16 protein-coding genes are annotated in these 24,836 nt (G+C 51.5%); 5 read left to right on the top strand and 11 right to left on the bottom strand.

Annotated elements, in window-relative coordinates:
- Positions 1-170: 170 nt before the first annotated feature.
- Positions 171-1,214, bottom strand: a complete 1,044-nt coding sequence (locus tag BMX91_RS11495; protein ID WP_092054294.1) for a glycosyltransferase family 4 protein — start codon at positions 1,212-1,214, stop codon at positions 171-173.
- A 253-nt stretch (positions 1,215-1,467) separates the two neighbouring features.
- Between BMX91_RS11495 and secA2 the strand changes: the two genes are divergently transcribed.
- The 3 genes from secA2 (at position 1,468) to BMX91_RS11510 (ending at position 5,389) form a co-directional block, all read left to right on the top strand.
- Complete coding sequence (gene secA2 / locus BMX91_RS11500) at positions 1,468-3,825, top strand: accessory Sec system translocase SecA2 (protein WP_092054298.1); 2,358 nt, start codon at positions 1,468-1,470, stop codon at positions 3,823-3,825.
- A complete protein-coding gene (locus tag BMX91_RS11505) occupies positions 3,822-4,715 on the top strand; it encodes an accessory Sec system S-layer assembly protein (RefSeq protein WP_092054303.1) in 894 nt (297 codons plus the stop codon). Before secA2 ends, BMX91_RS11505 begins: the two co-directional genes overlap by 4 nt.
- A 119-nt stretch (positions 4,716-4,834) precedes the next feature.
- The gene (locus BMX91_RS11510) at positions 4,835-5,389 is read left to right on the top strand and encodes a hypothetical protein (RefSeq protein WP_092054306.1); all 555 of its coding nucleotides are present in this window, start codon (positions 4,835-4,837) and stop codon (positions 5,387-5,389) included.
- Positions 5,390-5,441: 52 nt separating this feature from the next.
- On the opposite strand, the gene BMX91_RS11515 is transcribed toward BMX91_RS11510, so the two are convergent.
- The 10 genes from BMX91_RS11515 to BMX91_RS11560 form a co-directional block, all read right to left on the bottom strand.
- A complete protein-coding gene (locus tag BMX91_RS11515; protein WP_092054311.1) occupies positions 5,442-6,152 on the bottom strand; it encodes a glucosamine-6-phosphate deaminase in 711 nt (236 codons plus the stop codon).
- A gap of 41 nt (positions 6,153-6,193) precedes the next feature.
- Positions 6,194-7,513: an NAD-dependent malic enzyme gene (locus BMX91_RS11520; RefSeq protein ID WP_092054315.1), complete on the bottom strand. Its 1,320-nt coding sequence runs from the start codon at positions 7,511-7,513 to the stop codon at positions 6,194-6,196.
- 215 nt (positions 7,514-7,728) lie between these two features.
- On the bottom strand, positions 7,729-8,409 hold the full coding sequence (locus tag BMX91_RS11525; RefSeq protein WP_092054319.1) for a hypothetical protein: 681 nt from the start codon (positions 8,407-8,409) through the stop codon (positions 7,729-7,731).
- A gap of 113 nt (positions 8,410-8,522) precedes the next feature.
- Positions 8,523-9,554, bottom strand: a complete 1,032-nt coding sequence (locus tag BMX91_RS11530) for an SEC-C domain-containing protein (RefSeq protein ID WP_092054322.1) — start codon at positions 9,552-9,554, stop codon at positions 8,523-8,525.
- Positions 9,555-9,759: 205 nt separating this feature from the next.
- On the bottom strand, positions 9,760-13,551 hold the full coding sequence (locus BMX91_RS11535; protein ID WP_245744436.1) for a S8 family serine peptidase: 3,792 nt from the start codon (positions 13,549-13,551) through the stop codon (positions 9,760-9,762).
- Between the two features lie 201 nt (positions 13,552-13,752).
- Positions 13,753-15,258, bottom strand: a complete 1,506-nt coding sequence (murJ, locus tag BMX91_RS11540) for a murein biosynthesis integral membrane protein MurJ (RefSeq protein WP_092054329.1) — start codon at positions 15,256-15,258, stop codon at positions 13,753-13,755.
- Complete coding sequence (locus BMX91_RS11545) at positions 15,255-16,343, bottom strand: glycosyltransferase (RefSeq protein ID WP_092054333.1); 1,089 nt, start codon at positions 16,341-16,343, stop codon at positions 15,255-15,257. The genes murJ and BMX91_RS11545 overlap by 4 nt, the downstream gene beginning before the upstream one ends.
- Complete coding sequence (locus BMX91_RS11550; protein WP_092054335.1) at positions 16,340-17,497, bottom strand: polysaccharide pyruvyl transferase family protein; 1,158 nt, start codon at positions 17,495-17,497, stop codon at positions 16,340-16,342. The genes BMX91_RS11545 and BMX91_RS11550 overlap by 4 nt, the downstream gene beginning before the upstream one ends.
- Positions 17,498-17,748: 251 nt before the next feature.
- Positions 17,749-18,834, bottom strand: coding sequence for an acyltransferase (locus BMX91_RS11555; protein WP_177168366.1), 1,086 nt, complete (start codon positions 18,832-18,834; stop codon positions 17,749-17,751).
- 117 nt (positions 18,835-18,951) lie between these two features.
- Positions 18,952-21,444, bottom strand: a complete 2,493-nt coding sequence (locus tag BMX91_RS11560) for a phosphodiester glycosidase family protein (RefSeq protein ID WP_092054339.1) — start codon at positions 21,442-21,444, stop codon at positions 18,952-18,954.
- A 317-nt stretch (positions 21,445-21,761) separates the two neighbouring features.
- On the opposite strand from BMX91_RS11560, the gene BMX91_RS11565 reads away from it, so the two are divergent.
- Both BMX91_RS11565 and BMX91_RS11570 read left to right on the top strand, forming a co-directional pair.
- Entirely contained in the window at positions 21,762-22,712 is a 951-nt protein-coding gene (locus BMX91_RS11565; RefSeq protein WP_092054341.1) for a C40 family peptidase, read from the top strand.
- A 148-nt stretch (positions 22,713-22,860) separates the two neighbouring features.
- A complete protein-coding gene (locus tag BMX91_RS11570) occupies positions 22,861-24,735 on the top strand; it encodes an N-acetylmuramoyl-L-alanine amidase (RefSeq protein ID WP_177168367.1) in 1,875 nt (624 codons plus the stop codon).
- The last annotated feature ends 101 nt before the right edge of the window (positions 24,736-24,836 follow it).

Genomic DNA, 24,836 nt, shown 5'->3' on the forward strand with positions numbered 1-24,836 from the left:
TGCATAAGCGAAACGTTGCGCGGCATCCCTCGGGGTCTTCGGCTCATGCTTGTCCCGCAGAAGTCGCCGCCTTCCACTTCAATTCAAAATTATTGTATTAGCATAATTCTCCTATTGTCACTCCCCTTTTGCATCAAAAAATCCGCATGCCATAAAGCATGCGGATTTCTTCATTTCTTCACTTTGACCAGCTTCAGCAGCGGATAATAGTTCTGACCGGCGAGGCCGATGACTTCGACGAACAGCTCGATGACCAGAAGCATGATTCCCAGGATCAGGAATGCGCCCCATACCGTGGCCTGTGAGAACAGGATGGCCGCCAGGCCGAACAGTGCAGCGAACGAGTAGATGATCAGAACCGTCTGCCGGTGCGAGAAGCCAGCCCGTAGCAGGCAGTGGTGCAGGTGCGATTTGTCAGGAGCGGAAATCGGCTGCTTCATCCGGATCCTGCGGACGATCGCGAAGAAAGTATCTGAGATCGGAACCCCAAGAATGATGATTGGGATGACGAGAGAGATGACCGTGACGTTCTTGAATCCGGTCAGTGCGAGCACCGAAATCATGAAGCCCAGGAACAGTGAACCTGTGTCTCCCATGAAAATCTTCGCGGGGTGGAAGTTGAACACGAGGAATCCGGCGCACGATGCGGCCAGAATCGCCGCAACCGCCACAACGAAAATATTGTCCATGAACCCGGCCATCACAGCAAGCGTGATAAGAGCGATCGTCGATACACCGGCAGCCAGGCCGTCGAGGCCGTCAATCAGGTTGATGGCGTTCGTGATTCCGATGATCCAAAGGATGGTCAGAGGAATGCTGAGGTAACCGAAGTCGATCGTCCCCCCGAACGGGAGATTGATGAAGTCGATGTCAAGTCCGCCGTAGAAGACGACGATTCCGGCAGCAAGCAGCTGGCCTGCCATCTTCGCCTTTGCGGTGATTTCCAGAAAGTCATCCAGCAGTCCGGTCAGCACAATGATGGTCGCGCCGATCATAATGGCTGCGGCATATTCGCTTTCAGGCCTCAGGAGGACATAGCCGAGGACGAAGGCCCCGTAAATCGCCAGACCGCCCATCCGCGGCATGATTTTTGCGTGTACTTTTCTATGATTTGGCTTGTCGGTCGCGCCGAGGCGGATCGCCAGCCGTTTTACAAGCGGTGTCAAAAGGATTGCAGCGACAAAGGCAGCAATCATTGTCAGCAGGATAGTCATATTGATCCTCCCAAAACGATGAATCCATCTATTTTGATCCTCAGTATTATAGCATGATTAATAGTGAAAAACACTACTTGCCGCAGAACAGAGCTTTTTTACTTATCCATTCCCTGAAAACCGTAAGTCAAACGGTCCTGAATATGGGACGTTCAAGCTACAGGGAAGTTTCAGCTGAAGTAGTCTTTTGCCTGCCTTTTTGCTAAAATGAAGCAGTGTCCGCATAAGGACTTCATCTAAAGGAGCATCCATCATGTTATCACTGTTTAAAAAGCCGGCTGCCACGACATCCAGGCAGCTAAAAAAATACAATAAAACCGTTAATCAAATCAACCAGCTGGAAGCCGTCTATGAAAAAATGTCCGATGATGAACTAAGATCCATGACCACCCGCTTCCGCGAGCGGATTGCCGATGGCGAAAAGCTTGTGTCCATTACACCGGAAGCGTTCGCGGTTGTCCGGGAGGCATCAAAGCGTGTGCTCGGCATGCGCCATTTTGATGTCCAGATGATCGGCGGCCTGGTTATGGCCGAAGGCAATATCGCAGAGATGGCCACAGGTGAGGGAAAGACACTTGTCGCCTCCCTCCCTTCCTATGTCAGGGCGCTGTCGGGAAAAGGCGTCCACGTCATTACCGTCAATGATTACCTTGCACGCCGCGACTTTGAACAGATCGGTCAGATCCATCAATTCCTGGGACTTGATACCGGGCTTAATGTGCCGATGATGGACCCAGAGGCGAAAAAAGCCGCCTATCAGGCAGATATCACTTACGGTGTCGGAACGGAATTTGGTTTTGACTACCTGCGTGACAACCTTGTAGCCGAGCCGAATCAGAAAGTCCAGCGCCCCTACCATTTCGCGATCATCGATGAAGTGGACAGTGTCCTGATCGATGAAGCGAAAACCCCTCTTATCATTGCAGGCAAGATGGAGCCGGCAGCCGAGCTGCACCGAATTGCCGCACTTCTTATGAAGCGGTTTGAAATGGACATCGACTATGACTTCGATCCGGAAACAAAAGCTGTCACACTGACCGATGCCGGCATCTCTAAGGTGGAAAAAGCATTCGGCATCGACAATCTGTACGAAATGGACCACCAGACGCTGTATCACTATGTGATTCAGGCAGTTCGCGCGCATGTCATCTTCAAGAAGGACGTTGACTACATCATTACCGAAGATGGAAAAATTGCGCTTGTCGACATGTTCACGGGGCGCATCATGGAAGGCCGTTCCCTGTCAGACGGTCTCCACCAGGCGATCGAGGCGAAAGAAGGCGTCGAGATCACCGAAGAGAACAAGGCCCAGTCCCAGATCACCATCCAGAACTACTTCCGGATGTATCCGGGCCTTTGCGGGATGACCGGCACGGCGAAAACACAGGAAAAGGAGTTCCGCAGTGTTTACGGCATGGAAGTGGTCCAGGTGCCGACCAACCGGCCAAAACAGCGGATCGACCAGCCTGACCGGGTCTACATGACCACTCATGACAAATATGAGGCGGTCGCGCGCGAGGTCAAGGAACGCCATGCTACAGGGCAACCGATTCTTGTCGGGACGACATCCATCCTGCAGTCCGAGGCGGTCGCGGAATACCTCGACAAACATAATCTCCCCTATCATTTGCTTAACGCCAAATCCGTCGAGCAGGAAATCCAGCTGATTGCTGATGCCGGCCGGTACGGTACTATCACAGTAGCGACGAATATGGCAGGACGCGGCACGGACATCCAGCTCGGTGAAGGATCCGCGGAAGCCGGAGGGCTTTATGTAATCGGTACGGAAAAACATGAAAGCCGCCGGATCGACAACCAGCTCCGGGGCCGATCCGGCCGCCAGGGAGATCCGGGCGAAAGCCGTTTCTTCATTTCTCTGGAGGACGATATGTACCGCCGATTTGCAAAAGATGACACCGAAAAGTTCAAGAAGAACATCAAGGCCGATGATGTCGGACTCATTTTGAACAATAATGTTCATGAATTGACCGAGCGGACGCAACGAATCGTCGAAGGAGCTCACTTCTCGCAACGCGAGTACAACCTGAAGCTGGATGATGTGATCAACGACCAGCGAAAAGTTGTTTTCGGTTTCCGCAACCAGGCGCTGGACGGAAACGGATTGCCGGAACTGCTGGACAAGCTTATTGACGACACCATTGACTTTGAAATCGAAGAACATGCGCCGCAACAGGGAGCTTCGGGCGATTGGAACTTGAAGCAATTGGAGAGTGTCCTCGCCTCCCTTCTCCCCGCCTCCCCTGCCATCGATCCTGAGATTTCCAGGCAGAAAGAGTTGCGCTCATCGCTTGATGATGCGGTCACCGATGCGAAAGAACGGCTGAATGAATTGCTGCAGGACGAGCAGTACGCAACAGCCGCCAAGCGGCTGATCCTGTCACGGGTGGACACGATGTGGGTCCGGCATCTTGAAGCCATGACCCGCATGAAAGAAGGAATCGGTCTCCGACGCTACCAGCAGGAGGATCCGATGCGGATTTACCAGCGCGAAGGGCTTCACTTATTCGCGAAACACTTCCAGGAAATGCGCCGGATCGTCCTGAGGGACATGAACCGGCTCCTTAAACAACTACAGGAGGCGATCAGATGAATCTCTTTTCCCGATTCAGACGAACAGAAAGAAAAGGTGCGGACAGTTCTGTCTCATCCGAAGAATTGACGGACATCCAACCTTCCGGTGAAGCAGGCGAACTTGTCGATACTGCACTCAGCCTGCATCCGGAATGGAATGTGCCTCAGGAACAGGAATATGTCCTGCGGTTCTTGGCCAATGACCTCGATCCGCTTAAGCCTAACCAGCTGTCCCTCGCCGGAATCGACATTGATGTTGATGAGCGGAGCGGCGACTGGCTCGTCAAGGCATTTTTCCGCTCCTCGGTCAGCCAGCCGGTTCAGATGGGCCCGGTGGAATTGCTTCTTGTCACCGAAGACGGCAAGCTTGCAGCATCCAAAGAATTTGATATGCGTGAGCTCGGTGAGATCGGGCCGGCAAGCGCTCGGCCTTGGGTGTTCGTTTTCAACAAGAATGAGCAGTTCCTGAAAGAAGCGCCGGAATCGGCCTGGACCCTGAACTTTAACGTTCAGTCGCTCATGCCTCACCGCCTCGTCCTTAAGCCGGAATGGGAGCAGAGTCTCAGCGACACCCAAAAGGAAGCCCTACAACAAGTCGTCGATTCCCTTCCAAAGCTGAAGCCGCAGGAGCTGAACATGACAGGTTTCCAGGCGATCATCCAGGAAGACGGCAAAATGGCTGTGGCCCTATTGATCCGCAACGGCTACTCACGCCGCATCAACCTGGAACAGCTGCCGCTGGAAGTGATCGACGGTGCCGGAGACCTGGTCGCCAAAGGGACGTTCCAGCTGCCGCCGCTTGAAGTCGATGCCAACACGACCACGCCATGGACGTTCATCTTCCCCGCGGATTCCGTAAAAAAACCGGATGCTGACCTGTCTCGCTGGACAGCACGCGTCCCAAGATAATCTGATTTTCCCGGCCGGGTAACCGGCCGTTTTTTTGTCCTTCTGGCCTGATTGTTTACGATTGCCGAGATGCGGGAATTCTATAAAAGACCATTAAAATCAAAAGGGAGGCATTCCGGATGGGACAGGACAACAACGAGTTTGTCAACAAAGCGAAAGAATCCCTGGAAGAACTAGCCGGCAAGACAAAGGAGATTTTTGGTGATGTGAAAGATCGCCGGGAAGCTAAAATGGAAGATCAATCACAGTACGATCATGACAGTGCTGACTGGAACAACCGGGAACGGAAACATGCAGCTGGTGAATTCGAATACCAGACACGTAACCAGTATCAGAACGGCGCACAGCTTGATGCAGTGCCCGATATTGGACAGGAGTCTGCCAGCGACCGGAAAGACACTGCAGAGTGGGCTTCCCGCTACTCGGAACAGCAGCCGGTCAACGACTTTACGGAGCTGGGAGCCGTGGGAGGAGAACCGGCAGTTGAAGACGTCACTGAAGGCACCCGCGCAGACTTATGCACAGAAGCCGTATACGGCGACCCTACCGGACGCTACGACGGCAGTGAAGTGAATATGCTGAGTGATGAAGAACGCCAGGCCCGCTATGATGAACAGGAACCGCTCGACGATTTCCTGGATGACACCGAAGGACCGGAACAGAGGCGTCACTGAAACTGAATGACAAAAGGATCCCAGAAGCTTTTGCTTCTGGGATCCTTTTTGATTACGGCTGGATGCCATTCAGGTCTGTGATGATGGTCACGTCACGGTGGCCGAGCAACGCAGTAATCGGATACTCGGTTGTCTCTTCACCTTTAGTAAGCTGTTCAAGGGCAAACCTCTTTTTCTCACCAAATGCGATCAGAATGATTTTCTTCGCGGAAAGGATAGAAGAGATCCCCATTGTCAGCGCCGTTTCCGGGATAGCGGACCGGTCTTCGAAATACTGGCTGTTAACGCCGAGCGTTGATTCGGCCAACTTTGTCACATGGGTGATGGAAGTGAATGGCGTACCCGGTTCATTAAATGCGATATGGCCGTTTTCCCCAACTCCAAGGAACTGCACGTCGATACCAGCATCCCGCAGCTGAGCCTCATATTCCTTGCACTCTTCCTCAAGGTTGGCCGAAGTTCCGTCTGGGATGTTCGTTTCTTTGAACGGCTTCTTGCTGAACAGATGATGGTCCATAAACCATGCATAGCTGTTGGGGTTATCCGCTTGGAGTCCGACATATTCGTCCAGATTAAACGAAGTCACTTCCGAAAAGTCCAGGTCCGATGATGCCCATGCCGCATAGATCGGTTCCATTGTGCTCCCTGTCGCCAGCCCGAGCACTTTCAGTCCGCCTGCCAGTTCTGCCCGAATTCGCTCGAGAACAACGGATGCCGCTTCCTGTTTGTCCGCCACTTTAATGTACCGGATATTGTCTGCCATATATTCACGCCCTTTGATAATAGTTGATTAAATGATTATCTTCATTGTTCAAGCGCAGTGTTCGCAGCGCGCTCGACTGCCTCAGTGACAGCTACGTGCACATTCGGGTCAAGCGGATGCGGGACAAGATCGCCCTCGCGTGTACTGTCCACGATAGCCTGTGCTGCCGCAATCAGCATCGGATAGCTGATCTCCTTCGCCTTTGCGTTCAGCGCACCCCGGAAAATCCCCGGGAAGCCAAGCACATTATTTACAAGACGGCCATCCGCAGCGAATGCCGCCCCTGCATCAAGCGCTTCATCAGGCTTGATTTCCGGGTGAGGATTGGACAGTGCAAGAATGATCTGTCCTTTCCTGACCTGTTCTTTCTTGATGAGACCCTGGACACCCGTCGTCGCGACGACGATATCGCTTTTCTCCATGATTTCGTCCACTGAGGCAACGACTGTCCCGCCGCTTTTTGTAAGGCGCTCTTTTGCATCTTCATTCAAGTCGCTGCCGTACATTTCTTCCACACCGTAGGCCATGAGCATCCGGCAGATGGCAAGTCCCGCAGCGCCAAGGCCGATTTGGCCGACTTTTGCCTTCGCGAGATCAACACCGGCAGTGCGGCAGGCGGACAGGATGGCTGCAAGCGTAACGACGGCTGTGCCATGCTGATCGTCATGCATGACCGGGATGTCAAGCTCGGCCTTCAGCCGGTCCTCGATCTCAAAGCAATGCGGGGAGCCGATGTCTTCCAGAAGGATACCGCCGTATCCCTTATGGATGTGCTTGATCGTCTCGACCACTTCATCCGGGTCGCTTGTGTCCAGCAGAATCGGTATCCCGCTGATGCCGACGAACTGGTCGAACAGGACGGCTTTCCCTTCCATGACCGGCATTCCGGCAACAGGCCCGATATTGCCCAGGCCAAGAATCGCTGTGCCATCCGTCACGATGGCGATGCTGTTGCCGATGCTTGTAAAGTAGTTGGCCTGTTCAGGATCTTTCTCGATCGCCTTGCAGACGTTGGCTACTCCCGGTGTATAGACACGGCGCAAATCGCCCAGGGAACGGATCTCCTTGCGGCTGCCCATATGAATCTTTCCGCCTTCATGCGCCTTCAATACATCGTCCGAGACGGCATGTACCGTAATCCCCTCGCCAAGCTCACGGATTTTTTCCACGACCCGTTCAATATGTGCTTCATCCTCAAACTGGACGGAAATGTCCCGGATGGTTGAATTGGTTCCAATTTTCAAAGTTTCAATATCGCCGAGATCGGCCTGTTCAGAACCGATAACCGATACGACTTTTGCAAAATTCCCCGGTACTTGCGGGATTTCGATGATGAGATTTCTTATGATGCTATATTCCATTGTTGTTTTCCCTCCTGCGGTCGACAGTGCCTACTCATTTTACTATTGTGTCTCCGCAACGTAAACCCGAAACCATCACAGGCAGTTCATTGCCACAACCTGCCTTTCAGTTTCGCAGCAACCGATTCCCTGCTTCAATGGAATGATATGTATCTGATCAGCTTGAATTTATGCAAAAAAGCGGCTGCCGGATCAGGCAGCCGCCTTCCATTTCCTTAAAGGAATCGCTCTCGGTGCCGGTCATCAATCCGGTCACGCGTGATATTTGACTCGTAGTTGTCGATGACCGGTTCCACTTCCTCGCCAAACGGTGCAGGCCCAAGATTAGGATCCGCGCCCGGCGAAGGCACTCCCCCGTCATAGAAATTTTCATCCACCAATTCGGCGGGAATCCTTCCATCAGTTGCAGCATTGCTGCCGCTCCTGTTCAGGTGTTCTTCCTTGAACTCCCTTGCGTCCGGTCCAATGCTGACAGATCCTTCATCCGGTTCACGGTCAGCCCCTCTGGCATTCACAGTGCCGTCTTCTATCCCGACGACCTCACTGTCCCCGTTATCCGAGTCCCTGAACGTGTCATAAACATCGCGGTCGCCGCCGGTCACGGCAATGCTTTCCTCCGGCTGTGCATCTCCGATCTGCCCGTCTTCTTCAAGCCTGCCATTCCTAATGGCTTCCTCACGGTCTTCCGCGTTATAGAAACCGCGTTGCTCGGACGGATGGAGATTATCTTCCAGCAGCGCATCTGAAGGCATCGTCGCACTTGTCAATTCCCCATCCAGCTCAGGTGACGGCGGGTCGGTGCGGCCCGTTTCCATGAATGGGCCTGCAGCTTCCGGCTGCCCCGCAAAATGGGCGTCTTCAAGCGGGCGTTTGTTTGGATCAGATTCTCGGTTCATATCGGTTCCCTCCTATTCGGGTCGTACCTTAAAAGTACCCGATATCCGAAATGCCGAAACAGCAAAGCAAAACGCCCGGCCGGTTCTTAAGCCCGGCCGGGCATGATGGGATGTTACGCTTCCGCTTTTACACGATGGAATTTCAGCATGTCATCCGCATACTTCTGTACAGTGGAAGGCGATACATCAAAATGCTCTGCAATCCTGGTCTTCGGTAAATCCAAGTCTTCGAGCAATCCGGCCATCTGTCCAAAGCGGATCGCTCCGGCTGCAACACCTTCCGGTTTACGGGCTTTCGGGTTTACCTGTTCCAGGAAGTGGCCGGTTTTTTCCTCAAGGCCAGTTGATTCCACTTCATTTTCAGAGAGGAACTGGCCGACTAGCGACAGAACATCCGATCCTTCCTTGACGCTGTCTGTCCGTCCCTTCTCTTCGTCAGAAATCAGAGGAAGCACGGCTTCGTCACGGCCGATCATCTCATAAATATCCAACGAATAGAGCTTGAGAAATTCTCTTTGATCCAGATGGAGCTTCTTTTTCCTGAGCTGTTCCACTGCATGAAGGACGTCCGGATTTCCGGATTCCAGGAATGCGAGGCCATTCATCAGCATGACCCGGTCTTCCTTTCTGTTGTCCTTCAAGAAATGGCCAAACAGGGCTTCTCCAACAGACAGTTCCATGTCTTTTGGAATATCCAGTGTATAGGACCCACTTCCGAAGACATCCCGAAGCCGGGCAGCGCTTTCATTAATCGACTCGACTACGCCGAAAAGACTGACAGGATGTTCCCATCCGGACAAGACGTCCTGTACTCCCGGTCGTACGGTTTTCTCAGAACTGTTCCGGACATGCATACTCCAAAATTCCGGCTCTTGAATCAGATACATATAATCGACTGCCTGGCTATGTATGGTCTCCCGGTCATAATACGGGGATAATCTGCGCTCCCACTCAACAAATAATTGAGCATTTTGCTTCACATGGCCCGGTACAGGAACCAATGAATAAAATCGGCCAATCACTTGTTCAAGCTCTTCATCGATCAGCTGATTGATGTTCGTCTGGTTAAGAAGACCGTGGCATTTTTTGTACTTCTTCCCGCTGCCGCACGGACATGGGTCGTTGCGTCTGATCTGTTCTGCCATTTCTTCACCTCATTCATGAAGATTGTATCATATATTTGTATACCAAATGAACACTTTGTCAGTCTTTGTTAATCCTCATTGTACCATATGCATTGTTGATATATTTTTCATTTTTTTCTCAATTATTTCTTTATCTGAGTGATTCCTGTCATCTTGTAATAAAAAGCAGACAATCTCTCATGATGAGAGATTGCCCGCTTTTAAATTAATAGTGGAGTACTGGTTTTCCCGGCTGGCTCGGCTTGCCTGGGTGTTCCGGTTTGCCTGGTTTGCCTGGTTTGCCTGGCTTTTCAGGCTTGCCCGGTTTACCCGGCTTTCCTGGTTTGTCAGGCTTGCCCGGTCCCGGCGTTTCACCTTTTGCCGGTTTCCGTTCGATAGTGACCGTCTCAGTGGTTTCATGTCCGCCGAGGTCGACTACTTTGAACGTGTAGTCAAACTTGCCTTCTACGAGTGGAACTTCCACTTCGATTGTCTGGTCGAAGTTCTTGCTGCCATAAGGCTCGCTCAAATCATTGGCGAAGACTTCGCTGTCATTCACATAGAGTCGGATGTCATCGAAGTTGTCTTTCACTTGTACCTGGACAGTGACAGATTCTTCTTCGGTCTTTTTAGGAAGCTTCGACTTGATGGAGAGCTGTGCAGCTGTCGCATCAACGAAGAATCTGCGGGCGATGGACATTTCGTTGCCGTGTTCGTCCGTCGCGCCCACCTTAACTGTTTGGAATCCGTCTTCCAGCGTGATTGTGTGGGAGAAGTTCGTGCCGTCGAATTCAGATACCGCTTCCCCGTTCACCGTAACGGAAGACACTGCGGATTCATCTTCCACATGACCGCTTACCGTCACTTCATTCGTATCGTATACCGAGAAGTTGGTCGGGTCTTCGATATAGATGACCGGCGGGTTCTTTTCCGCAGGCTCCGCAGAAATATCATACTCAGTTACGTTCTTTGCCGCGTCATAGACACGTGCTTTCAGTTCATCATCCTCATCCGCTGCAATCTCGAATGTGGTTTCACTGACCGGAAGCGTCTCGACTTTCTCGCCGTTCAGGATGACTTCCCAGACATCTGCGCCTGTTCCTTCATCCGTAAAGTTGCCGGCAGTGACGACATCGGTTTCCGGATTGTAGGAGAACTCGGCTTCAGGGGCTGCGGTGTCCACCTTAACAGGGAACTTGATCGACTGCCATTCAGCGCCTTCATAGTCGATGACCGCCTTGAGTTCGATGAAGTACTGGCCGTCTTCAGCAGGCTGGCCGTTGATCTTGCCGTCCCATGCATAGTTCATGCTGTACGTGTACGGCAGTGCCGTAGCGGAACTGATGTAGTGCTTGCGGAGGTCGGCAGCTGTCCGGATCGTGCGGACTTTCTTGCCGTCCGCATCAAGGACATTCACTTCCATCTGCTTGGCATTCCGGAACAGCGAGTAGACCGGAGTTACCTGGTCACGGAGGCCATCGCCGTTCGGAGAGAATCCGAAGCGGTCTGTATCGAAGTTTCCGCCGCCGTCGACAAACTCGCCCTGCTCATCCGCAAGGGCGGTATAGCCCCAGTAAGTACGCTCGTCCCAAGCAAAGTAATCGAAGATCGGAGCGTCATCCCAGCCACCGTTGAAACCAAAGAATGGCACAGAAAGCGGGACATTGCCGGAGATTTCTTCATTCGGGTCTTCCAGGAAGACAAATCCGTCCACGAAGTATCCGTTCGTGAAGATCGTCTTCAGATCGTCCACATTTGAAAGGTCGATTGTGACTTCGATAGATGCTGTGCCGCCGGCCGGAACCGTTACGGTTTCTGGGGCATTGATTGCCACTTCATTCGTCAGGACCATCGAGCCCATGAGATTGGATGCCGTCACGAGCGTACCACCCGCATTGACCGGCTGGTCCGCCTGGACTGCAGTGGAGACATTGTACGTCTTTTCTTCCTCAGAGAAGTTCTCTGCTGTCAGTGACAGCGTGATCGAGTTGTTCTTGATTTCCTTCAGTGCCACTTTCGCTTCGTCTGTTGCCGAGTCAGTGACGACAACATCCGTATGGAGCGCGTTGGCCAGCTGCATCAGCCCTGCACCCTGACGGCGCGGCGAAACATAGTCACCGTTTTCTTCATCGAAGACGACCGGATTGGCCGTGTTCATGAGGAGTTTCTTGGCGAATTCAGAGCGGTCGCGGCCCGTGAGGCCGAACTCCTCATCCACACGTTCGAACAGGAGCGCCGCTCCGCCCGCCACGTGTGGCGCCGCCATCGATGTACCGCTCATGATGCCGTACTGGTCGTTTTCAAGTGTGGAGAAGATGTTGCCGCCAGGAGCGGTGATTTCAGGTTTGAAGTCCAGGTTTGGAGTCGGACCCCAGGACGTGAAGTCGCTCATCTGTCCTGCATTGGCATTTGGTGTGTCAGCATACTCACCGTCGAACGTGACCGTCACGGTTTCGCCGGCCTTTGCCGCCTCAGACATTGCCAGACCATCCGATTGGAGGATCGACATGTACGGAATGCGGATCGCCGGATCAGAGGCCATATTGATTGTACCCGGCGCATTGTTGTAGATAATGGCGCCCGCGGCTCCTGCCGCCTGCGCGTTCAGTCCTTTTTCCGTAAATGCAATATCACCGCGTGAGATAAGGGCGTATTTGCCCGTGAAGTCCTTGCCTTCAAAATCTTCAGGATATCCGAAGCCGGCATCCACGATTTCAAATGTTTTTTGTTCTTGGGCCAGCGGGTCCACATCGTTCGCGAGCATATAGCCGCTCCGCTGTTCCTCACCGCCGCCGATTGTATAGCTGAAGCTCATCGAACGGACCATGTCGTTCTCGAACGATGCAACCCCTAGGGAATCCTTCGAGACACTCGGAGACCCGGTTACGCCGTAGTCCTGATTTTCCACATAGTTATAGAAGTAACCGTCTCCGTATAGCGCAGAGTTTCCTGCGGAGATGGCGACAAGGATCCCGTTCTCGACAGCACGGGAGACTGCCTGCTGTTCAGGGCTTGTCTCATCGACGTAGCCTGCCGTGGCACCTAGGCTCAGGTTCAGAACATCGGCACCGAGCTGGATCGCATCATCCATCGCCTTGACGTATACATCTCCGTAAGTCGACGGATAGTTTGGATCGTTGCCGAATACTTTCAGCGCGAGGATCTGGGCTTCAGGTGCGACCCCTTTCACTCCGCCGTTTTCTTCGTCACCGTTGGCCCCCACCGTGCCGGCCACGTGCATACCGTGCATGGAAGCATCAGGAGCGATGTCACCGATGATGTCGTTTTCATCCATATAGTTGTAGCCGAACGGAACTTTTGGGGTATAGTATTTCCCGCCCTGCAGGGTACCTGCAGCCAGCTCCTTCTGCACTTCCGCTTTCGTCAGCTCACCTGTGGACGGATCTGTAAGAACCATATCCCGGTGATCCGGATCCATGCCGGTGTCGATAACGCCGACGATCATGCCTTCACCCTTGAATCCGTACTCTTCCCAGAAACGCTGGGCCTGTACAAGATCCTTGGAAGAAATCATTTCAGGCTTTTCCGCCGGACGTTCGTATTCAGCCGCTTCATAAACAGCTTTGACGCCGTTCAGAGAAGAAAGCGCCTTCACTTCTTTCGCCTTCATATTGGCCGAGAAGCCGTTGAAGACCGTTGTGAACTGGTTCTTCACTTTCATGCTCGGCGCATTTGCCTTTGCATTCTTCAGCACATTTTGCTGTGCCTGTTTGATTTTCTGTTGTGTACTTTCTTTCTGGAACTTGGAGAGGTCCTTATAAAGAATCCCTTTGTTCGTCGCTTCCTCGATTGCCGGCTTTTCATTCAGCTCGACAATAACCCGCACCTCTTCTTCCGGCTTTTCCGGATCTGCCAACCGTTCAGGCAGCTTCGGTGCTGGCTTTTCAAGCGCCAGCTTGCCCGAAGACGGTACGTTTCCAACTGTCGGAACCGCCGCGAAGGCAGCCGTGCTGAACGAAAGGACGAACGCGAGTGCCAAAAGCAATGCCCGCTTCATCGTTTTCAAGCCATTTCCCCCTTAAGAATTCATAATTTCACCCAATGAAATGAGTGGCAATTATGAATTTATCATTATATTCAAAAATCAGGAATATGCCGGAAGAATCTATTAGAAGATTTTGGAGTAGGTAAATTTACACACATAAAAAAAGCCCGACGGTCTTTCGTTCTACGAAGGACTATCAGGCTTTTCTCATTCCTATTTTCTTTTCAGCATCAATATCAATTGTTTACTTTCTGGTAACCTGAACACTATCAGAAGCACAAGATAGATCAGGCCAAAAATCAGTGCGCCGCCGGCTGCCTCAGAGAAAGCACCGCCGGTCGCTTCGTCAGAAAGCCAGCGGATCATTGCTGCTGAAGGGATCAGCAGAAGAAGGATGATCGGGAGTTTCCACCCCGCGCCATTGCCTTCCTTTACCGACAGATTCAGCTTGCCGGCAGCATAACCCATGAGAAGTCCCGCATTCAAGGCGGATCCCGCAATGGTGCCCCATGCAATCGCCGCACCGCCGATTTCCCCGATGGTCAGCCGGATCACGGCGATGTTGACAAGAAACACGCCGAGCACCGAAAACAGGACCGGAATTAAAGAATTACCGGCCGCATAGTAAAACCGGGTGATATATGTATTCAAGGAGATGAAGAAGATCGACAGGCCGAACAATTGGACATACGGCGCTGTAAGGGCAAGTGATTCTTCAGTGAAGCTGCCATGCCCGAAAACAAGCCGCGTCATCGGTTCGGCGAAAAACCAGATGAAGATGGCTGCCGGGATGACGAGCAGCGTAAGTGCACGGATACCCTTCCGGTAAACCGAACTGACGGCCGCATGATCCCCCTCCCCCATCTTCCTGCTGAGTAGCGGATAAATGACAGTTGTCACTGCAGTCATCAAAATGGCCTGCGGGAACTGTGTCAGCTTTGAAGCGTAGTTCACGGCAGACACTGTCCCTTCCCCTAGTCCGGCCGAATAAATCCGATGAATGAGGAAGTAAAACTGGAGGGTCGCCCCGCCCAGCATGATTGGAAGAGCCATCTTCCACAGCGCGCCCTGGCTGCCGCCCAAAGGCCACTTTACCCGGAACGAATACATCTTGAGCCTGCTGACACCCCAGAACAGGAACCCGGCCATCAGGACAGCTGCGATGAGTGCTCCGTACCCGTAGGACTCCGCCCCAAATACCCCGGTGAAGGCAAACGGGATAGCGAAAAACAGGAAATTATACAAGAGCACCGCGAAGCTCGACATTTGGAAGCGGTCATTGACATTCAGCAGCCCGCTCAGCCAAGTCGACAACACAAGGAAGAAAGCGGACGGCATCATCCATAGATAAAGCTCATGAGCAAGCGCGTACCCTTCCTCTTCCATGCCGCCGAACAAAAGTCGGAGCACCGGACCGGCAAACACGGTGAGAAGCGCAGTGACCAGGAGGATGAAGACACTGATTCCGGTAAATGTCTCCCTGACCAGTGACCCCTTCTCCTGCTCGGACCGGTGGTACACGGAAATGAATGCAGTCGTCAGCGCGCCTCCGGCGATCAGATAAATGAAATTCGGCACCGTGTAGGCCGTGATGATGCTGTCCGCAATGGCCCCGGTGCCGAACTGATGCCCGATCAGCACTTCGCGGGCGAAGCCGAACAGGCGGGCGACAATATTGATGACGGCGACAGCACCGATAATCTTTAGAATCCGGTTCATCTGTTGCCTGCCGCCTCCCGGTAGATGTCTGTCAGCTTTTCCAAGATGCGTTTTTTGGAATGATGGTCCACTTCCTGGCGGATCGATTCATGGTCAAAGCGGTCGCTGCCCGAGTTGAGGGCTTCTCTGATCCCTTCGGCAAGGGCCCGCGGGTCTTTCGCCGGGACGGCAATGCCGCGCCCATCAGCGAGAAGCGCCGAAAGACCACCGACATCACTGCCGACGACCCGGATCCCGCTTGCCATTCCTTCCAGAGCCACAAGCCCGAAGCCTTCATGATAGGACGGAAGCGCCAAAACGTCACAGGCACTCATCCAGAGCGACAGGCGATCCTGCGGCTGCGGATCGATAAAGTGGATATTTTCCAGACCCAGTTCCGAAATACGCTGCCTAAGTTCTTCGAAATATCCACTGTCTTTACGCGAACCGACGTAATAGAGCGAAACTCCTTCTCCGGCGAGATCAGCCATCGCCTCCGCCAGTTCCAACGTGCCTTTTGCCCGGATGATATTCCCGACAAACAGGACCGCACGGCCTTCGGGTTCAATCCCCAGCTTCTCCCTTGCTTCCTGTTTCGGAGTCGGCTTGAACACATCTGTGTCCACACCCATGCTGAGCACCGTGACCCGCTCCGCCTGAATCCCATATGTATCGGTCACTTCTCTGTATAGCCTGTCACCTACCGTGATCACATGGGCAGCCTCCCGGAGGATGGTCTTGGTCAGGTCACGGATTTTCGCATTTTTTCTTGCCATCTGGTCCAGGTCTCCGCCGTGGACGGTCACCACATACGGAACGCCGAACAGCCTCTTGCCGAGAAGCGACAAGAGGCCGGTCGGAAATGCATAGTGGGCATGGGAGACGGTATAAGCCTTACGATTCCGGAAGAGCCGGCTTGAGGACTGCAGGGCCCAAGCCCCGTATTTCCGGAGTGCAGCCGCCTTTCCCTTGCCGGGATCCGTAATTGCAGCTACGTCCACCTCAAAGCCGTTTTCTCTCAGAAGGTCCACCTGATTGCGGACGAAGATGCCGTATGTCGGATGTTCCGGTGTCGGGTACATGTTGCTGAGTACGAGAATCTTCATTTCACCGTCTCCTTCATGCCGACCTGGGTAAATTGCTTTCGGCCAAGGTCGGCACTTGCCTTCAGGTTCTTTTTGAGCTCACGTGTATCTTCGACAATCTGATCCCAGTCACTGTCGAGTGACTCGAATTCACGGAGGAGGATACCGTCGTCCTTCGCCAGTTCATCGATTTTATGGCAGCGGTCCGAAAGGTTCACCATATCCAAGAAATCCTTTACCTTATGGTGATAAGCAATACCGACGACCGGCGTTCCTGCGTTAAGTGACAAGTAAACGGAGTGCAGACGGGTGCCAATCACGAGATCCTGCTGCCCGCTGATGCGGAGGATGTCCGCCGGCATCAGATTGTCCTCGATGACATCCACCTTATCCTTTTGCTTCATCCGGTTCCAGATCTCGACGGAAACATCGACATCATGCGGATACTTTGTGGAAAAGAACGTCAGGCGGATATCACGGCCCTCAAGCAGACGGTCCAGGTTATCTGCCATCCCTTTTACATAGCTTTCGTATTTGACGTCATTCGCCTCCGGCCAGTATGCCAGACTGTAGTACGGAACGACTGTCACGCCGACCCGGCGGATTCTGCCGCCATAAGGCCTGCGATCCGACGCTTCCAGTGCAAATGACGGGTCGCCGATGATGTCGAGTTCTGCTGTCACGCCGATTGACTGCAGCAGTTTCTTCGACTTCGGATCCCGAACCGACGCACTTTCGGCACCATTCACCAGCTTTCGGATAAACCACTTGCCGACCGAGGAATTGATCGGCCCCGCTCCGCATGCATAGATGATGTAAGGCACCTTGTTCCACTTGGCCATCAGACCGTAGGAACCGAACAGCTGTGCCTCGCGGTTGTAGAAATCCATCAGAATACCGCCGCCTCCGATGATGAGCAGATCCAGTTCACGGATAAGCGGCGAATTTTTCTTCACCGTCTCCATGAACGTCATCGTCGCCGACGAGCGTTTATAGTACAGCGGTGCCGCCTTCACCCCGTAGCGGTTTGAAGTCTGCGGCGGATTATTGCTGAAGACGGTGATCTCTTCGTTCCCGATCTTATAGAAGTCCTTCACCTGTTCGATAATCCCGGCGAGGATCGCTTCGTCTCCATTATTGTTATTGCCGTAGTTCCCTACAATGCCGATTCTCATTCTGTTCTTCCTTTTATACATGTTTCGTTCACGGTTCTATCCTATCTGTTAACTATAACACAGTTGAAATGACGGAACTACACTGTGAAGGTTCCCGAAAAGTTCATGCAACCTCCAATGATAAACCACAGGGCCCATTCTGCCGGGTCACCATCCTGAAGCCAGTATGCCCATATAACAAATGCAATCATCTTATCTGGCCATTAGCCAATGCAATAAAAGACTGCATCCCATTTGGATGCAGCTCTTGGTTATTTTGAATTAGATGGCGCCGGAAGCTTTCCAAAGAGGAACCAGGCTTTCGGGAATATTAAGTGCAGGGTACGGATGAAAAGATAGCAGCTGGCCATTACCAGAACATAGCGGATGCCGATCAATAAATGGAATTGCCAGCCTGAATCGGCTTGCAGCCAGCCCTCCCATAGGTGGAGGATAAACGGATGGACCAGATAAAATCCGAATGAGTAGATCCGCAACTGCTCCGCAGCATCTCTTACTGGACCGGAGGCAACCTCCTCCAGCCGGATGCACAGTTTGAAAAGCACATACGTAGCAAGAACATAATATGACATCGCAATCAGTTTAAATGGCGCATAAGGCATGACGGGCTGACTGAGAATATTGTGTTTAAAGTACAGTTCCATATAGAGGATACCCAACAGAACTGTACACAGAGACACTGCCAGTGATTTTCCGGTTGTCCATGGCTGTTTCACCTTTTGATAATGGATACCTACCCAGCCTCCCAGGAGGAAGCTTCCAAGGTACACCATGAAAAACGGAAAATCGATCCAGCCATACACGTGATTCAAAACCTGATAAATGAATTCCGCAACGAAACCGAATACAAATAAGTGTTGCCGGATCAGCGGAAAACGTTTGATCAGGAAAACAAACACCGGCATGAGGAAGTATAGCTGGACCAGAATCATAATGAAATAAAGCTGATAATTCGCCCCTCCGTCAAGCAAATTCTGAAGAACTTGCCTGATACCTGCATATTCCCGGATCCCCCTAAAGTGGGAGAACGCTTCGTAGAACAATGACCAAACCAAATAAGGCCCGAGAATATATAAGAATCTCTTTCTATAGAAAACTAGCCAGGTCTTCAGAGTAAACGGTCTATCATCGTAATTGTAGAACAGTACCATGCCGCTAAGGAAGACAAACACCGGCCCTTCAAAACGCGTGAACCGGTTCATCAGCAGATAAAACTGATAAAGCGGACTGTCTGTAGGCACATGAGAAAACGCGATAGCCGTCGTATGGATCAGCACGACGAGGGACATCGCCACCACGCGCATATATTTAATAGATTCAATTCGCTCTTTCTTCATGACAACCTCTGATTTAAGTAATTGCCTTCCATTATACACAAACCTGATGTCGAACCAGACAAGAATCATTAAAAAACGACAATGGGGCACTCCAGCGCCCCATTGTCGTTTTATCGTTTAATCCATTGATTCAGCACGTGAGAGGAAAGCAGCAAACTGGGACCTCGAAACATAACTGTTAGGTCGGTAGTTGCCCTCGCTAAGGACCGTGAGGCCATGACTTGCAATTGTCGCAATTGGTTCATACGACCAGTTATCTTTCGCTACATCCCTGATTTCAGGAACAGGCTGCTTCATCTGCAACTTATACGTACGCTGGAGAATTGCAGCCATCTGGGCACGGGACAAATTGGATTGCGGGTTGAAGTTCCCATTTGAGTCACCGTTCATGATTCCAAGTTCCTTCATGAGCGCAATTTCTTTCGCGTAGCCGTATTCTTTCGGTACATCCTTATGTGGATCTTCTGTAAGAGGACTTACACTCCCGCCTAGCGCACGGCTGATCAATACCGCTGCGTGGGCACGGCTGATAAAGTCCGCCGGCTTATAATTGCCGTCCGGATAACCGTTAATCCATCCGTTTTCCACCGCCATCTTAATCTCACCGAGATGCCAATGGGAAAGAGGTACATCATTAAATGGTGGTTCTATGTGATTGCCATTGTAGTCGGCGATCAGCCGATCAAAATAGATGGTGCCCTTGTTCTTATTAGTGTCCAATGTTTCGGCGATATACAGTTTCTTTACTGAAATCGGGCTGACAGCCGCAGCCGGAATCTCTACAGTCCGGTAACGCCAACCTGTCCAATCCAGCCCGCCCTGTTCAGTAAAGTCGATGGTATATTCTTTGCCCGTACCGTCCTGTATCGTTCCACGAAGCCAGTGCTTGGCGCCATCGCCGTATACCCATAGCCCGAGGCGATCCGGACGGACACTCATTTTGATGGAATCTGTTACTGCATAAGAAGCAGATGTTCCACTCGTGCCGGTAAAGTCATACTGGAGGCTGAGCGCATTGGCCCCTTCTTTTTTCGGAGCCTTGGCCCCATCAAAACGAAGAGTAGTTTTCGCACGCGCTGATTCAGCCTTCCAGACGGATGCATCATTGAATCCATGAATCATTGCATTACCCGGCAACGCAGTTACCTCTACCTGGAACGACTTGGATGCATTCCCCATTCTTACTGTAACGGATCCTTTGCCCAGAGCCGTTGCTGTAAACGTGCCGTCCGAAGACACTGTTCCAATATCCCCTTCAACGGAGTAAGCGAGCTTGGATGCATCCACTTTGACTGGGTGGAAATTAATGTCTGTTATATAGTCAACTGTCACTTTGGCACGGCCGCCTTTCGGAACGGCAGTACTGGAGATAGAAGCACTCATATGTGCGGGCGCACCGGTCGATTCATAGGAAATGGCGCTCAGGATTGTGGATACAGCCCGTTCCGCACCATCCGATGGCCGATTGACGACAACCGGATACTGATATCCCCGCGGCCTGACAGCCATTGTCGTAGAGCCGCCGCCATCCAGGTTCAACGCATTATAGGCGCCTATCGATTTTAGGTATTGTGCGAATTCGGACATTGTCATTCCTTGGCTGCCGCCTGCATTGCGTCCATCGACTGTTACGAGGAAGACTTCGCTTCCGTCACGGTTAGTTGCAACAGCAGTTCTCGGAGACCGTGTTCGGAAACGATCGCTCGTTGACTTCATCTCAATGTCCACCTGACCGTCCTGGACAAGCAGAGGGCCACTGGCGAGAACAAACTCTGCTTCATTCCACGGAGCAGTGAGCCCAACATTCAAAGCCAGCTTATCACCAATTTTGACACCGCCGAAGTCCAGAATGTTCCCTGGTCCGTGAATCGACAGAACAGCTCCGCCTTCAGGAATCTCCACTCCTTTTTCCTTATGGTAGATTCCGCTGACAGTTGCCTCGACTGTCCGTCCCAACCGGTAGTCCTCTTCGATTGGATTATTGAAGTTGGTCAAAACAATTTCCATTCCAAATTCATTTTGCCTGGTCTGCCGGTAGCTGTAGGAGTCGGTATAAAGCACGACTTCATCGGCTTCCCGCATCCGCTTGTTTACAGATGTGATCGGATGCACTTTCCCTCCGGCCATCACCGTTGCATCATAACCGAATTCCCCAATATGTCCGCGACGGTCTTTTGTAACTGCAAAAGCGGAAGGGACATTCATGTATTCGTTTGGATCATTTTCAATCACGCCATATGTATTGACCAAGCCGTCTCTCATCAAAAGATAAGCAGGCATTTTATAATTCAGCGGATTTACCGATCCCATATGGAAGAATGAACCGTTGATACTGCCGACCACTGTGTGGCCCTCCCGGGAATGGCTGCGTGACAAAACGGATGTCGCCAACAATTTATCCATCGGATCATTGGTCAGAGCCTCGACTGACACGCCCGGTCGTGTCATATCAACTGACAGTCTGTTAATGTTACTTCCTTGTGAAGCCCCTGTTATATGTTCGACGCCAGGCGTCACAGTCACCTGTGCAGCTTCTGTCGGGGCCGCTGTCACCGATAAAAACATGACAGAAGCCAATGCCGAAGAAAAGACCGCCTTTATTTTTTTCATTATGTATCCACTCCATCTTCCTGTTTAATCGCAATAACTTTATTAAACTTCCAGAGGAATGGCAAGAACTATTTTCATAAGTTCGAGCTATTAATTAACTGTTCTCGATTTCTCGACATGAAAAAACAGGCCACTTCGGGCCTATCCGTCAATGTATCTTTTAGGTCAATAGACTCGAAACTTGTAATCTCTTTGTAATCCAACTGTAACCATACCCCCTATCAGTCTATGCTAAACTCGTTTTGTGATTAAAAATAGATAGATTTACCACCACATAGATACGATCTGATAGTCTGAAAGGGGAAAAAGAGAAGAACATGAAACGTTTCCTTTGCTCACTCGCAGCTGTTGCGACAATTACTGCCTTCTCGCCGCAGATCGAGGCTGAAGCGGCTTCCGTTAAAACAACAGAATCTCAGCTAATGAACATTGCAGATGACTATATGGGAGTACCATATAAATGGGGCGGAACAACAACTTCTGGCTTTGACTGCTCCGGTTACATCCAATATGTATTCAAGAAAGCCGGCGTAAGTGTGCCGCGCACTACTTCACAGATGGCTGCCACAGGAACTGCAGTCTCCAAATCAAATCTGCAGATTGGCGACCTTGTCTTCTTTAATACAAGTGGACGAGGAATCTCCCACGCAGGCATCTACGCAGGCAACAACAACTTCATCCATGCATCATCGAGCCGCGGCGTTACCGTCACATCTCTCAGCGATCCATATTACTGGGGCAGCAAATATGTCACTGCTCGCCGCATTGTCGACTTCCCTGCTAAAGCACAAGCGGAAGTTGCTGAAGTTGTACAAGCAGCCGCAGAGAACCCATATGCCAATGCAGCGAAGCCTATTTCCCGCCTTGATGCAGCTGAAGCTCTCGTAAAGGAGCTCGGATTAAAGCCGAAGCACACAAACACTTCCTACTTCCGCGATATTCCGGCGAACCACCCGAAAATTGCCGTGATCAATGCTGTCTATGAAGCAGGCATCTTTACCGGCTCCAAAGGGAACTTCAATGCGGAAAACAATCTGAGTCGTGCCCAAATGGCAAAGATTCTTGTTGAATCCTTTAACCTGAGCGGTTCCACAAACCCTAACTTTAAAGATGTCCCTGCCGATAGCTGGGCAGCTCCATATATCTACACCCTCTATCACAATGGTGTAACGACTGGCTATACTGAAGGCGCCAAAGCAGGAACTTATGGCCTCAATGAAAACGTCACACGTACACAGCTCGGCAAGTTCATGGACCGAGTCAACTGATACACAATTTTTAAAAAGACCAAAGACCTCAATAAGAGGTCTTTGGTCTTTTCTGTTAAGAATTGAAAAAATAACCGAAGTTATATAGATTCATAGTTTTGGATTTGTTATGATGATGTCGTATTGAATCATTTCGAGGAGGAAAATGATGGACATTAAACGACGGTTTCTGCTGCCCTTCTTGTCAGTTCTTCTGTTCCTGAGTGTCCCGATCCAGTCAGAGGCCGCTGTCGCCTTTTCCGATATTGGAGGAGCCGAATTTGAACCGCATGTAAAGTACATTGCAGAGCGCGGGATCATCAAGGGATACACAGAAAATGGCAAGACCCTGTACAAACCGAACCAGCCGGTCACCCGTTTTCAGGCTGCCAAGATGCTTGTCATTGCAACAGGCAATGAACATGTTGATCCTGCCGGCTACAACTTTAAGGATGTGAATGGCGAAGAGAAGCATTACATCCAGATTGCCGCAAAGCTCGGATTCTTTTCAGGCTATCCGGATGGAACGTTCAAGCCAAATGCCACACTCAAGCGTGGCCAGATGATCAAAGTCATTGCAAATGCATTTAAAGTGGATCAGAAAATCACGACGGACAAGCCGCTAATGTTCTCTGACGTGGATACCCGCTATGAAAATGCCACCAAATTAAACGGCCTTTACTACAACGGAATCGCACGCGGTTCCAATGGCCGCTTCAACACAGGCAGCGAACTATCCAGAGCCCAGTTTGCCATGTTCCTGGCGCGGGCCATGGACCCACAGTTCCGCCTCAAAGTACCTGCACTAAATAATACCGCTATTGCTACAGGTAAAGTGAAGACCGGATTCAACCACCTGAATATCCGGAGCACGCCATCTACTGGCGGCGACGTCATCGGACAGATGAAACCAGGCACCCTCTTCACAGTTGTGAAAAATGATTCTTTGCTGAAGTCTGATTGGGTCCAGATCCGTTACGAAAAAGGCCCTGCTTATGTGAATGCGAACAGCTCTTACGTCACTTATCTGGATCATGACAAAAACGAAATCGGTTCTGCCACACACTCGGTCAAGGTCAACACACGCCTGCCTAACGACCCGACCCTGAATGTCCGGTCTGCACCTTCCGCTACGTCTACGGCAATCGGCCAGCTGAAAAATGGAGATGTCGTTCAGGTGTACGGAGGCAAAGGTGATTGGCATCTAATCATCCATAACGGCCTCCCGGGCTATATCCAATCTGCGTATACCGATAAGATTGAAGCTCCGATCACTTCTCCCTCAGGCAACCTTGTAGGGGAAGTGACAGTAAGCAGCCTGAACGTCCGCCAGAGCGCCTCGGATTCCAGTGCAAGGCTGGGCAGCCTCGGCAAAGGAGCTAAGGTTACAGTCAAAGGCATAACCGGTTGGTGGGCCACGATCGACTACAATGGTCGAACTGCTTACGTTCACAAGTCCTTCCTAAAACTCAAGAACTCGAGCGGCTCCGTTCTGAAAGACCGGATTATCGTCGTGGATGCTGGCCACGGCGGACGTGACCCCGGAACCTCAAGAGCCGGTGTAACCGAAAAAGCGATCGTCCTTAAAGTGTCTCAGAAAGTTGAGCAGAAGCTGAAAGCAGCAGGCGCCACCGTCTACATGACAAGGGTCGGTGATACCTATCCGACTCTACAAAACCGCGTCGACTATGCAGCGCAGAAGTATGCAGAGAACTTCGTCAGCATCCATGTAAACGCGGCAGGCTCCAGCTCTGCCAGAGGTGCTGAAGTATTCTTCGATACATCTGTCAATATGAACGGTACTGAAAGCCGTGAACTGGCTAAGACGATCCAGAGCCGTCTGGTCAAAGATGTCGGCATGTACGACCGCGGTGCCAAGGATACTGCCTTCTACGTACTCCGCAACCAGCATATCCCTGCAGTCCTAGTAGAGCTTGGTTTCATTACCAATCCGAATGACTTTTCCAAACTGACAAGCGATGCCTACCTTGAACGGTATGCGACCGCTATCTACAATGGAATCGTCGACTACTATAACAAGTGATGCAAAACCCGCCACCTGGAAAGGTGGCGGGTTTATTAAATATTGTTCATTGATTCCTAAATCAAAAAAACCTAAGGGCAATAGCCCCTAGGCTTATTATG

It is taken from the genome of Bhargavaea ginsengi, from assembly GCF_900109165.1.
Lineage (GTDB): Bacteria > Bacillota > Bacilli > Bacillales_A > Planococcaceae > Bhargavaea > Bhargavaea ginsengi.